The organism is Seonamhaeicola sp. ML3 (assembly GCF_023273855.1).
Lineage (GTDB): Bacteria > Bacteroidota > Bacteroidia > Flavobacteriales > Flavobacteriaceae > Seonamhaeicola.
Window position 1 is genome coordinate 2,211,277 of sequence record NZ_CP096884.1, and the last position, 15,965, is coordinate 2,227,241.

The 15,965-nt window shown below is 37.0% G+C and carries 8 protein-coding genes; 7 read left to right on the forward strand and 1 reads right to left on the reverse strand.

The genetic code is table 11. The features are described from left to right. Nucleotides 1–11: 11 nt before the first annotated feature. The 3 genes from M0214_RS09900 (at nt 12) to M0214_RS09910 (ending at nt 4,249) form a co-directional block, all read left to right on the forward strand. On the forward strand, nt 12–1,523 hold the full coding sequence (locus tag M0214_RS09900; protein ID WP_248722406.1) for a T9SS type A sorting domain-containing protein: 1,512 nt from the start codon (nt 12–14) through the stop codon (nt 1,521–1,523). Nucleotides 1,524–1,658: 135 nt separating this feature from the next. Further along, nucleotides 1,659–3,572, forward strand: a complete 1,914-nt coding sequence (locus M0214_RS09905) for a hypothetical protein (protein WP_248722407.1) — start codon at nt 1,659–1,661, stop codon at nt 3,570–3,572. Between the two features lie 218 nt (nt 3,573–3,790). Further along, nucleotides 3,791–4,249 carry a hypothetical protein gene (locus M0214_RS09910; RefSeq protein ID WP_248722408.1) on the forward strand — a complete coding sequence of 153 codons (459 nt, stop codon included), beginning with the start codon at nt 3,791–3,793 and terminating at the stop codon, nt 4,247–4,249. A 97-nt stretch (nt 4,250–4,346) separates the two neighbouring features. Here the strand turns inward: M0214_RS09910 and M0214_RS09915 are convergent, their stop codons facing one another. Continuing rightward, the gene (locus M0214_RS09915) at nt 4,347–5,222 is read right to left on the reverse strand and encodes an AraC family transcriptional regulator (RefSeq protein WP_248722409.1); all 876 of its coding nucleotides are present in this window, start codon (nt 5,220–5,222) and stop codon (nt 4,347–4,349) included. Nucleotides 5,223–5,403: 181 nt separating this feature from the next. Here M0214_RS09915 and M0214_RS09920 point away from each other — a divergent pair, with 181 nt between their 5' ends. From M0214_RS09920 to M0214_RS09935, 4 genes are read left to right on the forward strand one after another with little or no spacing between them, the layout of a single operon-like run. After that, nucleotides 5,404–8,676 (forward strand): family 78 glycoside hydrolase catalytic domain, encoded by a 3,273-nt coding sequence (locus M0214_RS09920; protein WP_248722410.1) that lies wholly within the window; start codon nt 5,404–5,406, stop codon nt 8,674–8,676. A 9-nt stretch (nt 8,677–8,685) separates the two neighbouring features. Beyond that, the gene (locus M0214_RS09925) at nt 8,686–10,134 is read left to right on the forward strand and encodes a sulfatase (protein ID WP_248722411.1); all 1,449 of its coding nucleotides are present in this window, start codon (nt 8,686–8,688) and stop codon (nt 10,132–10,134) included. Between the two features lie 29 nt (nt 10,135–10,163). Then, nucleotides 10,164–12,689, forward strand: a complete 2,526-nt coding sequence (locus tag M0214_RS09930) for a family 78 glycoside hydrolase catalytic domain (RefSeq protein ID WP_248722412.1) — start codon at nt 10,164–10,166, stop codon at nt 12,687–12,689. Nucleotides 12,690–12,709: 20 nt separating this feature from the next. After that, nucleotides 12,710–15,958: a family 78 glycoside hydrolase catalytic domain gene (locus tag M0214_RS09935; protein WP_248722413.1), complete on the forward strand. Its 3,249-nt coding sequence runs from the start codon at nt 12,710–12,712 to the stop codon at nt 15,956–15,958. Nucleotides 15,959–15,965: the final 7 nt, after the last annotated feature.

A 15,965-nucleotide genomic window follows, 5' to 3' on the forward strand; every position in this document is an offset into this window, starting at 1 on the left:
CACTCTGTTTAATGGCTCAAGGAACGGCACCGGATGAGGATACAAATCTAGATATTTCTTGCCCAGCTTCTGGTGAATTTGAAAACAATAGTACCAGAGATGTGGATATACCAAACCCTGTGAATGTGGGAACTGTTGATGATAGAAGTTGCTACTCCGATTATTCTGAAAGTGATGTCTATGGAAAAACATGGGGCGTGTATAATATCACCGATGGGTCTAACCACTGGGATGCACCGAACACTTTACAACCAAGAATAGAGCGCTCATTACCAAGATCACAAGAAACAGGTGTTGGTAGTTTTGCCAGATTTACAGGAACTTTCAGAATTCTTGAAGCTGGTGATGTGTCTGGGAATGGTAGTGGCGGTCAAGATGGTAGCTATATTGCTCAAGCTAAAGGAAAACATACAGGTGGTGGTGGTCCTCCAGATCCTGCAATTTGTCTGTATTTAGCAAAACCGGTATATGGTACAGGAGCCAACGCAGGTAAGCAAGTGGCGTTTAAAATATTTGCTGAGCGTATCTTAGTCCGTGGTGGGTCAGGAAGTGGTAGGGAAGTCGTTGAGCTAATTCAGGTAAACAAAGATGCCGAAATAAGTTTTGAGCTAGAAATTGGTTTTAGAGAAGATTCTAGCGATGCCACTAAAAAAGTTCATTATTGTGATGTAGTAATTGATGGTGTGTCTTTTCCTTGGAGCATTCCAGATCCAGAAAGAGGAACGGAATCGGGTATAAGGTATGGTGCCTACAGAGTTAAAGGTGGTAGGGCTCAAATTAGATGGGCAAATACAGCATATCAGAAGGCGGAAGTTGAAGATACTGGTAGTCCAGGACCATCCAATGATATTTACAGGTTGCGAAATGTAGCAACGGGTAAGTTTTTAACTGCAGTTGGTAATAGTGCGTCACCAATAACAATGACGGATTCTGGAGAGGATTTAAATACACATTGGACTTTTGTAGAAAGTGGTTCTTATTTTAATATAGATAATCAACAATCTAATTATGATGCTTTACGTGCTGTAAACGCCGACCCTTACCTTGTGGTAGGTACAGGGAAGGATACACCAACAACAGATACCGATAAGTCTTGGACAATTCATTATGATAGTTCCAGCGATACATATAAGTTCGAATCGAGATTTAGTGGTAGAACTTTATATCACGAAACTGATGGAAGTGTATATCATAAACTAAACGTTTCACCAACAGACGACAGAGGTAATTGGGAAGCTATACCAACTAGTGTATCTTTAAGTGTTAATGATGTTGCGCTTAATATTAATGCTTTAAAGGTATATCCTAATCCAGCAAAGGAACGTTTTACATTATCTATTAAAGGTTATGTAAATGCAAATGTGAAAATCTACGACTTATTAGGTAAACAAGTATATCAAAATATAGTTGAAGATAGTACATTAGAGGTGCAAAATAATGGTAGCTTACAAAAAGGTATTTATTTAGTGAAAGCTATTACCCAGGAAAATAAAGTATATCGTACTAAACTTGTGATAGAGTAATATAAAATTTTACAACACCGAACATAAAACGCCAGAATTTAAAATTCTGGCGTTTTTTATTTGAGGCGCAGGACAAAACAGGATGGAATAGCTTTTAACTTATAGTATTTTTAAACCATTATTTATTTTTACAAAATGCAAAGACGCGACTTTATACAATTATCAACATTAGCAGGGGTAGGACTTTCACTCCCAATTTCAGGACTTTTAAATTCATGTGAAAACCATCCAGAACATTCATTGGAATTTAAAAATCTGGTTTCTAGTTTATTAGAGGAATGGTGTGAGGGTATGTTGAAGCAACAAATATTTGAGCCATCTAATTTAGAACTGCATGGCGCCTTAGATTGTCCTTCTTGTGAGCATATACACGGGCGCTGTATGGACGCCGTATACCCATTTTTGTATATGGCAGATAAAACTGGAGATGAAAAGTATATCAAAGGAGCAAAACTAGTCATGTTATGGGCAGAAAATAACGTGTCTCAAGAAAATGGGGCGTGGACGGTTATTAGAAACCCTAAATCATGGAAGGGCATTACCGTTTTTGGAGCCATTGCTTTGGCTGAAGCATTGCATTATCATGGTCATGTGTTAGATAAAGAAACGCATGCCGCTTGGATGACTCGTTTAGAAGCTGCTGGTCAATACATTTACGATACATTCACAATTGACTTTACAAATATTAACTATCCCGGAACGGCAGTTTATGGTTTAGATTTAATAGGCGATGTTGTAAAAAGAGATGATTTTAAAGCTAAGAGTAAAACCTTGGCTTTAGAAGTAAAATCGTATTTCACAGCTAATGAGGGCTTGTTGTTTGGAGAGTGCAAAAAGAGTTCAAGTAAACTCAGCGAGAAAGGATTGCACGGTGTGGATTTAGGGTATAACGTTGAAGAGACACTGAATAGTTTGGTAATGTACGCGCTTAAACATAAAGACGAAGAATTACTTCAAATTTTAACCAAATCATTAAACAGTCATTTAGAGTTTATGATGCCAGATGGAGGTTGGGATAACAGTTGGGGTAACCGTATGTATAAATGGACCTATTGGGGCAGTAGAACTTGCGATGGCAGTCAACCAGCTTTTGGTATGATGGCACACATCAACCCAGCTTTTGGAACAGCAGCTGTAAAAAACACAGGTCTTTTAAAACAATGTACCTCAGATGGTTTAATTCATGGTGGACCACATTACGTGTCGGCAGGTATTTTACCGTGCATACATCATACATTTACCCATGCAAAACCTTTAACAGCGCTTTTAGACCATTGGGAACATCTTCCAGAAATAAATACAAATGCAGAGTTGCCAAGAGCCGCGGCAGACGGTGTAACACATTTTAAAGATTTGGATGTCTACTTATTTGCCAGAGGTGATTGGAGAGGAACTGTTAGTGCTTACGATGCCGAATACCATTATAAGGAAGATTTTAGGCAAGCCTCAGGTGGTGCTTTAGGTATTTTGTATCACAATAAAGTTGGTTTAATCTGTGCCGCAAGTATGGCAAAATATGAAATGGTTGAAAAGAATAACCAACAAGTACAACCAGGAAAGGACATTTGTTTAACGCCTCGTGTAGAAACTTTTAAAGATGAGGTTTGGTATACCAATTTATACGATTTACCTGCTACGGTAGCTACAAAAGATACTGATGGTGTTGTAGATTTAGTTGCCGATGTAAAATTGAAAAATGGTGAACGAGAATTAGTAGAAGGAACAGCAAACGATTTTGATATTACCTATAGATGCAGCCCCAATGGAACAACTATTTTAGCTAAAACGAATCAAGAAATTACAAGTCCTACAGCATTTGTATTGCCAATTGTTTCACCAAATAATGAAGAAGTCACAACGTTGAGTGATACTGAAATTAACATACAAAAACCTGAAGGCTTGGTTACGATTAAAGCAAACGCACCAATTAAAATGAAAGCTCTTGAAGGTAAAAGAACTTTTAATATGGTGCCTGGTGTAGAGGCTTTGCCTTTTGAAATCTTTTTTGGGGATAGTAAAGTATTAGAAATAACGATATCGGTTAGTTAGTATATATTATGAAAAACCTAATCTTCATATCAATGTTTATTTGTGCTTTTGTAAATGGACAAAATATTAAGCAACTTTACATTGAAAAATTTGCAAGCGACTGGAAAGTATGAGAAGATGAAAATTATGTAAAAAAGCATTTTGATACAACGATTGATTATAATTTTAAAAACGGAAGAAGTTTAGGGCAAGAAGCAGTTTACCAGTCGAAAAAGAAGTTGAATATCGATGCGGAAAGAATATCAAGAATTTTTAGCGCATTAAATATTAACTTATCTGAATTAGATTCTTTAATTTTTATTCACCAGCGTTCAAAAAGAATACCTTTTGATGATATTTACATGAATAAAGGAGTAATTATAGCGAATAATAATATTAACGGATTTATTTATGATTATAGAAAAGGAAATGTCAAAATAGAGAGCTATGATTACTTTGATAGTTCAAAAAATGACACGATTGCTCATGCAAAAAAAATAATCAAAAACTTAATTTTATCAGGGAAAATAGATTACCTAGACTCAATTGCAAAAGTAGATAAGAAAATGTTTGATTCTTCGAGAAAGTTAAACTCGGGTACGGAATTCGAGATTCTTATTTATAACAAAAAGAAAGAAAAGGAATTAAGGCGCATTTATTTGCAAGAAACATTTGTTAGGGTAATAAACAAGAATTAAAGTTCGCTTGCACCGTGTAAAAATAACTGCTCGATTCTTTCCATTTTAGCACTTTATTCAACGAACCGCGTTGTAATCGTTTAACGAACTGTTAACGCTAAGTCGTTTTATTCTTAAATTTACCAGGGGCTAAACCTGTTTTACGTTTAAACAGTCGGTTAAAATAATAATCTGATTCAAAACCCAATTCAAAAGCTATTTCCTTTTGAGATTTATCAGTCTGTAAAAGAAGTTCCTTGGCTTTTTCAATTTTCAATAATAGAAAGTATTGCAAAGGCGAAGTTCCTGTTTGCTTTTTAAAATCTATTCTAAATTTTGAGTAGCTAATACCTAGATTGGAAGCCAACGCCACCAAATCTATAGTTGAATTTATGTTGTTATACATCACTTGTTTAGCTCTAGATACAATAGAGCTTAGGTATTCGGCATTGTTACCTCCAGTTTTAATATTAAAGAGTTCAGCCATAAGTTGCAGGCAAATGCCCGATGCTACTCTTTGATAGCCGTAGGGCTCTTCATCAAATAGCTTAAAAAGTGTGTTAAAGTGATTTAAAACAGAGGGTCTGTTACATTTCGAAATTATTGGGGCTTGGCTATTAAAAAAACCATTCAAAAGAAATTGAGAAGCTATTTCTCCAGAAAAGCCAACCCATCTTTCCGTCCATCCAGTGCTTTTTTTTGGCTTATAACTATGCCAAATACCAGGGAATAATAAAAACACATCACCATCATTAACATTTATTTCTCCTGTAGCTTTACTTTGAAAAACACCCTGGCCTTTTGTTATGAGTACTAAATGAAATTCATTTAAAACCCGACCTTCTTTCCAAGTGAAATTATATTGGTCTGGATGGTCTTTTGATGGGTATTCAGTGTTTTTTTGAATAACATTTCGTCCTAAGTTGTTTATGTAAAACCCCCAATAATCATCATTTTTTGTGGTTATTAGATATTTTTTATAACTATTTTTCATATCATTTTGTGCAACTAATATATCAATTTGTTAATTGTAAATCAGCGTAAATTATAGGAATTTTACAAAAAAGTGATAAATCTATAAAAAGGACTTACAGGTAATTGCATGATGCAGTTTTCGAGGCTTTTTCTTTTATTTATCATTTATATACTAACTAAATATAAATACCCTTATTAAGATGGCACTTTTACGTAACACCACTGCGTATCTCAATTTCTGTTACATTGTTTTTTTAGTTTTTAGCTTGTTTTTTGTGTCTTGTGAACAAGTTGCTACGGTTTCTGTTACAGAACTTAAATGCGAGTATAAAACCAACCCTTTAGGTGTTGATAACACATTGCCAAGATTTAGTTGGAATATGCTAGATATCAATGGTATAAGAGGGCAAAAACAAACAGCCTATCAAGTTTTAGTGGCTAACAGTCTAGGGGTTCTAAACAATAACGAAGGTAATGTTTGGGATTCTGGCAAAGTGTTAACCAATGCATCCGTTAATAATGTGTTTTCAGGAAATACTTTAGAATCAGGAAAGCAGTACTTCTGGAAGGTAAAAGTTTGGGACGCCAATGGTTTGGAGTCTGAGTGGAGCAAGATTGCTAATTTTTCAATGGGATTATTAGGGTCTAATGATTGGAAAGGCGATTGGATATACAAAAAAGACCAGAACAAAAAAGACCACAATTGGTATAGAAAGAACGTGTCTTTAGATAAAACACCACAATCTGCCTTTATTCATGTAGCCTCTTTTGGATATCATGAATTGTATGTGAACGGGAAAAAAGTTGGTGATGAAGTGATGAATCCTGTCAACTCATTCCTTAAAAAGCGCTTACCCTATCTCACTTATGATATTAAGGATTATTTAAAGGAAGGTGATAACGTCATCGGAATTTGGCATGCGGCAGGTTGGGCAAGATGGGGACGTGTAAAAGATTATTTCGACCCGCCTTTTGTATTTAAAGCTCAAGCTAATATTGATTTAGGTGAAGACAGGATGACCATAGTTTCAGATGCCTCATGGAAATGCAAAAAAAGTTACAGTTCTTACAATAGTTCCTGGGATATATTAGATTTTGGTGGTGAAATTATTGATGAACGTTTACGTGAAGACGATTGGAATACTGCTGAATACGATGATAGTAATTGGGCAAATGCCGTTGTTTTTGAGGATGCAGAAATGCAAGAAGTTACTATGGCTGATGTTAACTTAGGGCCAAAAGGCGCAATAAGAGCACCGAGTACAGATGCTAATCCGCCAACAAGTAAAATTACAGCGACCTTAAGTGCACAAATGGTAGAACCTCAAGTGAAGTTTAAGGAAGTAACGCCTATTGGTATCACTAAAAATGAAGACGGCCATTATGTGATTGATATGGGCGAAAACTACACCGGTTATTTCCAAATGAACCTGTATAATGGTAAAGCGGGAGATACCGTTACTTTTGAAATTGCCGACCATAAAGAGGTATCCACTTCTTGGGAACAGCGCAGCAAATACATTTATGATGAAACTGGCAAAGGCCATTTTACCAATCGATTCAATTTGGCAGGAGGGCGCTTTGTAACCATTTATGGTATTAATTATAAACCCGAATTAAAAGATATTAAAGGTTACGTTATTACCAATAATCGTAAACAAATAAGTCAGTTTGAAAGCTCAAGCGAGTTATTGAATAAGATATACCAAGTGAATTTGAATACCTACATCGCCAATACAATAGATGGTATTTTGGTAGATTGTCCACATCGCGAACGTAGAGGTTGGGGAGAAGTTACCGTGGCCGCTATGTACGGAGATGCACTGCCTAATTTTGAAAGTGGCGCCTACATGATGCAATATGCGCAATTTATGCAAGATGCTCAGGCCGATGATGGTAAAATGCGAGCCGTAATTAATGGAGACGATTTTGAGTTTTTAATGTGGATGGCAAACAGCCCAATAACCATTTGGGAAACTTACCGTATGTTAGGAGATAAACAGTTGTTAGAAAATCACTATCCAACATTAAAAAAGTGGATGCATTGGTTGTATGAACATTCCAACTATGAAACTCAAGATGCTTTAAGAATTGGTGAACGAGGCACTCTAGAATTCCCGGGATTGGGCGATTGGTGTACGCCACGAGGTAATTTTTGGACGTCGAGTAATTCACCAGAATCCGAGCATTTTAATAATTGCGTATATGCTTTTATGCTAGAATCGGCTTTAGAAATTGCAAAAACCCTCAATAAAAAGGACGATGTAAAACTATTTTCGGACCGTTTGGAAGTACAGCGAAAGGCAACACATCAAAAGATATATGATGCCCAAACTGGAAAATATGGTGAAGGGCATCAAGTAAATCAGGCTTTTGCTTTACTTTCAGGCGTTACTCCTGAGTCAGAACAACAAAAGGTTTACGATAATTTAGTGGATCAAGTATTGTATAAATTCCCGTATTACGATACCGGTAGTTCGGGTCAGGCCCTTTACACCCGCTATTTTATAGAGCATGGGGAGCGTATGGATTTAATTTATGAACTATTAAAAGACAAACGTCACCCAAGCTATGGCTACTTTTTGGAGCAAGGTAAAACCGTGTGGCCAGAGCGCTGGTCGGCTATTGGGAACAGTCAAATTCACACCTGTTACACGGGTATTGGTGGTTATTTTATTAAAGGTTTTGCGGGAATTAGATCAGACCCAGAGCAACCAGGAATGCAACAATTTATCGTGAAACCAGCTCCTGTAGGTGATTTAACTTTTGTAAATGCAAGTTATCAATCCCCTTATGGCGAGGTAATTTCAAATTGGAAAATTACTGATGATACTGCAACGTTTCACGTTGAAATCCCTGTAAATACTTCAGCTAAAATTTATATTCCAGCAAATGAAATCGACTCAATTTTTGAAGGTGGAACGAGTATTGAAAAATCAGAGGATATTAAATATATCGGTTCTGAGAACAGCGATGCAGTAGGTAATTATATCATTTTTGAAGTGGCTTCTGGTGTGTATGATTTTGAAGTATCTGAATTGCCAAAAGTAAGTTATCCTGGGCCTTTAACTAAACCAGAGAATTTAGCATTAATCGGACGTATGAATGCCTCTTCTATGACTATAGATTCTGAAAAATTACCACTTTTTGAAGCATTTAGAGCAAATGATGAAAAGTTAGAAACACATTGGAAAGCGAGTTCAAAATCGAACGAATGGCTGGAAGTTGAATGGTTTAAACCACAGACCTTTAACAAAATTATTGTTAATGAAAATGGTAATAATATTACAAACCATAAGTTACAATTTTGGGATGGTTCGCAATGGAAAGATATTGCTATTGGTAACTCATGTGGAGTAAATAAAGTATATGAGTTTGAAGAGGTAACATCTCATAAATGCCGACTTTTCCTAAAGCAAGCTAAAGCTAAAGTGGAGATTACAGAAATTCAGATTTTCAACACAATGAAATAATCTATAGAGATGATGAGTTTAAAATACAGATTGATAATAACGCTTTTCACATTAGTTGGTTTAGTAAGTTGTAAAAAGGAAGAAACGGTAAAACAACCAAATATTATATATGTGTGCGCCGACCAATGGCGTGCATCTTCAGTTGGTTTTGGTGGAGATAAAACAGTAAAGACACCAAATATCGACAAGTTAGCCGATGCTGGGCTTAATTTTACCAATTGTGTTTCAGTAGACCCAGTTTGTACACCTTATAGAGCGGCTTTAATGACAGGAAAATATCCAACATCTACTGGTATGTTTTTAAACGATTTGTATTTGCCATCAGATGAATTGTGTATGGGAGAAATCTATCAACAAGCAGGCTATAATACAGCTTATATTGGTAAATGGCATTTAGATGGTCATGGTCGCAAAGGTTATATTCCACCTGAGCGTCGTCAAGGTTGGGAGTATTGGAAAGGTGCAGAATGCGACCATCATAACCCCCGTTCGCATTACTATACAGGGAATTCAAACGAAATACAATATTGGGAGAGCTTTGATGTATTTGCACAAACAGCAGATGCGCAAAATTACATTCAAGAACATGCAAGTGATGACAACCCTTTTGTTTTAATGCTGTCTTACGGGCCTCCACATCCTGCTTCTCCACCGGCACCAAAAGAATACAGAGACATGTATCCATTAGATGATATTGAGTTATTACCCAATGTGCCTGAGGAATATCATGATGAAGCACGTGCAGCATTGCAAAATTATTATGCACTTGGTTCGGCTGTAGACAGTAGTGTGGGAGAATTAATCCAAACTATAAAGGCAGCAGGTATAGAAGATAACACTATTCTGGTATTTACCTCAGACCATGGTGGAATGATTCGCTCTCATAGTTTACCAGTAGTTTGGAAACAAGTACATTGGGATGAATCTGCCAGAGTACCTTTTTTAATGTATTATCCAGGTTTGAAAGAGCATACATCAAGACAAGTAAAAACACCTATTAATACCTCTGATATTTTACCAACTCTACTGGGGCTTTCTGGTATAAGCATTCCAGAAACCATCGAAGGAGAAGATGTTTCCGCTATGCTTAAAGAAGGTAATGAAATTGAAGGACGCTCTTCTCTTTACATGTCCGTGGCGCCAATTGTAGGACAAGGAGACGCCTATCGTGCCATTAGAACTGACCGTTATTCATATACACGTTTGGTAGATGGCACACGTTTGCTTTTTGATATTATAGACGACCCTTATGAAATGAATAACCTTATCGGTAATATAGAATTTGAAGACATAAGCAATACATTAGAAAAGAAATTGCAAGAGCATTTGAATAAGATTGGAGATACTTTTGAAGCCCCGGCACACTATATCGAAAAATGGGGTTATGTACTGGGAGACAAAGATGAAATACCATACAAAGGAGAAACTATTGTTCAGTCTCCAAAGCCAATAAATTAATAATTAAACTCATATTGTTTAGTTAAACTATGATGCAACATAAAAAGAAAGTAATACTACTGTTTTTAGCGTTTACCGTGTTTTTCCTTTGCGTAAACGCTAACAAAAATATATTCAGAAGTGATTCTACCGAGAAAGGGAACATAATTACCGATACTATAAATTGGGACAGCGCCAAATGGATTGGCTTCACCAAAGACCATCGCCCCGAAAAGTGGGCAACGAGAGATTTGGTACGTAACCAACCACCCATGAATATTAATACTTGGAAACCTACGGAGGAAGATTTGAAAGTAACTCGACGCAAAACCCATCCTTCTGTGCTTCTAAGAAATTCATTTTCAATAACTAAAGAAGTGAAATCAGCAGAAGTGGCTATTTGTGGATTAGGACTTTATGAATTGTATTTAAATGGTAAAAAAGTAGGCGACCGTGTACTTGATCCCGCCCAAACCTCATACAACAAGCGGGCTTTTTATGTACGTCATAATGTAACCGAAGCGATTCGTAAAAACAACAGTTTGGGAGTAATGTTGGGTAATGGGTTTTACGGACAAAATATGGCTTTTGCTCCTGGGCTTTCTTATGGAAAACCGAGAGCAACCATGGTGTTAAATATTATTTACAAAGACGGAACTAAAGAACAAATTGTTACCGATGAAAGTTGGAAAGCGCACAGTAGTCCTATCCTTTTCGATAATATTTATCATGGAGAAACTTACGATGCACGTGAAGCGATAACTGGTTGGAGTAGCTATAAGTTTGATGATACCTCTTGGGAAACTGTTGAGATAATGAAAGCACCAACACAAAATGTATTGGAGCAAGATTTAGAACCCATGCGAAAGATTAGAACAGTTACGCCTATAGCAATTTGGAAAGCAGAACAGGGTTGGATATTGGATATGGGGCAAAACATGACGGGTTGGTTAGCCATTTCTGTAAAAGAAAAAGAAGGTACTGTTGTAAAAATGCGTTTTTCAGAACACCTCATGCCCGATAAACAAAGTATAGACCCCGCATCTACTGGAATTCACGTGACTGGAAATACCCAAACCGATATATATATCTGTAAAGGCGATGGTATTGAAACTTGGGAGCCACGCTTTACCTATCACGCCTTTCGCTATGTTCAAATTGAAGGTTTAAGTACAGAACCAGATTTGAGTCAATTTACAGGTTGGTTGGTTCGCACTGATGCAGGACTTATAGGAACTTTTAAAAGTTCTGACCCACTAATAAATAAGTTTTATGATGTGTCTATGTGGACTATCGAAGACAATATTCAAGGGTTGTTGAGTGATTGTCCGCACCGCGAGCGCTGTGCGTGGATGGGAGATGCTTATGTGGTAGCTGAAGCGGCTAGTTTTAATTTCGATTTAAAACGTTTGTGGCAAAAAACATCTGCCGACATGGAAACGGTTTTAGGGGTGTCTAAGGCACATTTTAAAGACCCTTTTCCTTACGATTTGCGCGCGCCGTCTAATATTTCCGTTGGAAAACGGCTCTGTTTACAAGCGCGACCAGATTGGGGAGCCGCCACTATTATGGTACCGTGGTTTTCGTATGTGTATTATGGCGATACCGCCATCATTGAAGGCGCTTGGGATATGATGGAAGGCTGGATGGCTTACCTAGATGAAAAGGTACAAGAAGATGGTATCATAAACGGTGGATTTGGCGATTGGTGCCCACCGGGAGGTAATCCAGAAATGGATACGCCGCCGGCGTTAACGTCAACAGCTTTGTATTATCAGTCTTTAATATCTATGGAAAAAATGGCATTAGTGTTGGATAAAAAAGAAGCTGCCAATAGTTATGCCGACAAAGCGAAATTGGTCAAGACCGCTTTTAATCAAACCTTTTTTAATGCAGAAACGAAGTCCTATGGTTCTCAAACTGGTAATGCCTTTGCGTTGTATTCAGGTTTGGTTCCTGACGGTTTAGAGCAGATGGTTGCTGATAATTTAGCCAACTTTATCATGAAAGATAAAAATGGGCATTACAGTACGGGAATTTTTGGGCATCGTCCGTTATATACCGTATTAAATGATTACGGACACGATGAAGTGACAAAGCACTTATGGAGTATTACCGATTATCCTAGTTTAGGATTTATGACCGAGGAGCACGATTTAACCGTATGGCCAGAAGGTGTTAGCAATTGGGATAAGAAGGAGAGGTATTATCGACATTCATTTAACCACCCTATGCAAAGTGGTTTTGCGGCTTCGTTTCATGAAAGTTTGGGAGGTATAAGGCCTAACGAAGATTTTCCGGGATTTAAAAAATTCTATTTAAAGCCAACGTTTCTTAAAGGTGTAGATTGGGTCGAGGCAACGCACAAATCGCCACAGGGTACCATTGGAAGTTCATGGAAAAAAGAGGATTCAGATATTATTTGGTCTATTGTTGTTCCTGATAATTCCGAAGCTATTATTCAGCTACCACATTATCAAAAAGAACAAATCACATTAAACAATACACCGGCAAATGCCAACGCATTTAGTGTGTCTTCAGGTGAACACACTATACGGATATCAAATTTAAAATAAATAAAGGAAAAAATATTAGGATGAAATATCTAAGGAATTTTGGAACATATCTAATCATTGTATTGGTTATAAATCTGTTTAGTAGTTGTAATACTAAACCTTCCGAAGTGAAGGTTACGGAGCTGAAATGTGAATATAAATCGAACCCTTTGGGAATTGATAATACAGCACCAAGGTTAAGTTGGAAATTGCTAGAGGATTTAAAAACAAGAGGACAAAAACAAACTGCTTATCAAATATTAGTGTCAAGTACTTTAGAACATTTGGAAAGCAATAATGGCGATGTTTGGGATTCTGATAAAATTGAAACCAACCAATCGGTAAATGTCAATTATCAAGGAAAAACATTAGAATCGGCGAAACAATACTTCTGGAAAGTAAAAATTTGGGATAAAGATGAAGTCGCTTCAAGCTGGAGCGAGCCCGCTTCATTTTCTATGGGCTTGTTAAGCCAATCTGACTGGAATGGCGAATGGATTATGAAATCAGACCAAGAAAAGACAGACCATAACTGGTATAGAAAGAATTTTGAATTAAAAGAAAATCCGTCTTCCGCATTTGTATTCGTTGGCTCTTTCGGTTATCACGAATTGTATGTTAATGGAGAAAAAATTACAGATAACGTACTAAACCCAGTGTCTTCATATATGAAAAAACGGATTCCTTACCTCACTTATGATGTTTCGGATAAATTGAAGGAAGGTGATAATGTGATTGCCATTTGGCATGCTGCGGGTTGGTCTCGATGGCGACGTATTAGAGAGTACAGGAATATTCCTTTTGTGTTTAAAGCCCAGGCAGAAATTGCAGTTGGCGATGAAGAAATAACTTTAAAATCTGATACTTCATGGAAAACCAAAAAAAGCCATTCTGAATATTACGGCGATTGGGACATTTTACGTTTTGGCGGTGAAACCATTGATGACAGAAAAAAGGAAGACGATTGGTGTAATGCCGATTATGACGATAGCGATTGGATAAATGCTACTGTGTATAACCACGAAGCATTAAACGCACAAATACCCGAGGGGAATAATATCAGTATCGCATTGAATAGCAAAAAAGATAGAGCGTTTAGGGCTTTATATGGACCCATAAAGGCAGAATTAAGTTCACAAATGGTGGAGCCTCAGGTAAAATTTGAGGCATTTAGAGCTAAGGCCATTAGAAACAACAGAGATGGTACCTTTCGTATAGATATGGGGCGCAATTATACAGGTTTCTTCGAAATGAAGTTACAAAATGGAGTGGAAGGCGATTCTGTACTTTTTGAAATAAGCGACCAAAAAGAAGTAGTGATGAATTGGAAGCAAAAAAGTAAATACATTTTTGGGAAGTCGGGAAAAGGCACATTTACCAATCGTTTTAACGTAGCAGGCGGTCGTTATATTACGGTTTATGGTTTAAAGTATGAACCAAGGGTATATGACGCAAAAGGTTACGTAGTGACCAACGATAGAAAACAAATTAGTCAATTTAAATCTTCCGATTCATTGTTGAATAAAATTTACGAAGTAAATCTTGATACTTATTTAGCGAACACTATGGATGGTATTTTGGTTGATTGTCCACACCGTGAACGTCGTGGTTGGGGTGAAGTTACAGTTGCCGCAATGTACGGTGATGCTTTACCTAACTTTGAAAGTGGTGCTTACATGGACCAATATTTACAATATACCAGAGATGCCCAATTTGGGGATGGAAAAATACGTGCTGTAATTAATGAAGAAGACCGTCCGTTTTTAATGTGGAAGGCAAATAGCCCTTTAACCGTTTGGGAAACCTACCGCATGTTAGGTGATAAAAAGGTGTTGGAAGATAATTATGAATCCATGCAAAAATGGATGAATTGGTTATACAAGAATTCCAATTTTAGTCAAGGAGGAGCTCTAAAAATTGGCGAGCGTGGTAAACGCGAAATGCCTGGGTTAGGCGATTGGTGCACGCCACGTGGTAATTTTTGGACAAGTAGTAATTCTCCTGGAGCAGCCCACTTTAATAATTGTTTATATGCCTATATGTTACAATGTGCTAAGGGAATAGCTAAGGCTTTGGGTAAAACGGAAGATGAAAAGGAATATGCAAAGCGATTAGAAGTACAACAAAAAGCTACACATAGGTTGTCCTATAATACTGATACTGGAAAGTATTTAGATGGTATTCAGGTGAATCAAGCGTTTGCACTACTTGCGGGAGTAACGCCTGAAGAATCTCAGGATAAAGTAACAGCACAACTTGTAAATAATGTGCTATATGATTTTCCGTACTATGACACAGGGAGTTCTGGGCAAGCACTTTACACACGTTATTTCATTGAATCTGGAGAGCGTATGGATTTGGTTTATGAGTTGTTAAAAGATAAACATCACCCAAGCTATGGTTACTTTTTAGAGCAAGGACATACCACATGGCCAGAGCGTTGGTCTGCGGTTGGTAATAGTCAAATTCACACCTGTTACACTGGTATCGGTGGTTATTTTATCAAAGGTTTTGGTGGTATTCGTCCCAATCCAGAACACCTGGGTATGCAAGAGATGTTGATTAAACCTGCGCTTGTGGGCGATTTAAAATTTGCAAATACCGAATACAAATCCATGTACGGTACTATCGTTGTCAATTGGGAAAAACAGGATGATGGTGCTTTGTTTCATATTGAAATTCCAGCAAACACTTCGGCAAGGGTGTATTTACCAGCAAATGATAAAAATAATGTTTATGAAGGTGAACAATTAGCTGAAACATCTGAAGGTATTGAATATGTTGGTTCAGAAAAAAATGAAGCGGTTGGTAATTACATAATATACAATGTAGCCTCAGGTATTTATGATTTTAAAGTGAATGCATTACCGAAAACAGAATTTCCAGACCCGACACATTCATCCAGCAACTTAGCATCAATTGCAAGAATGAATGCATCATCCATGTTTATTGAAACCGAAAAACTACCGGGATTTGAGGCCTTCAAGGCTAATGATGACAATCAAGAAACTAGATGGCTTGCCAACGGTAATACGAATCAATATTTAGAGGTAGAATGGGTAAAGCCTCAAATATTTAGCAAAGTGCGTATTGATGAATACGGACAAAATATTTCAAAATATACCATTGAATATTTTCAAAATGATGAGTGGGTTATTTTGACTAACGGCTCTAAATGTGGAGCTAATAAAGAACATGTTTTTAATGCAGTAACCTCTAATAAGTGTAGGGTATTCATTGAAGCAGCAGATAAAGCCCCCTCAATCAAAGAAATTAAAATTTTTAAATAAATAGTAG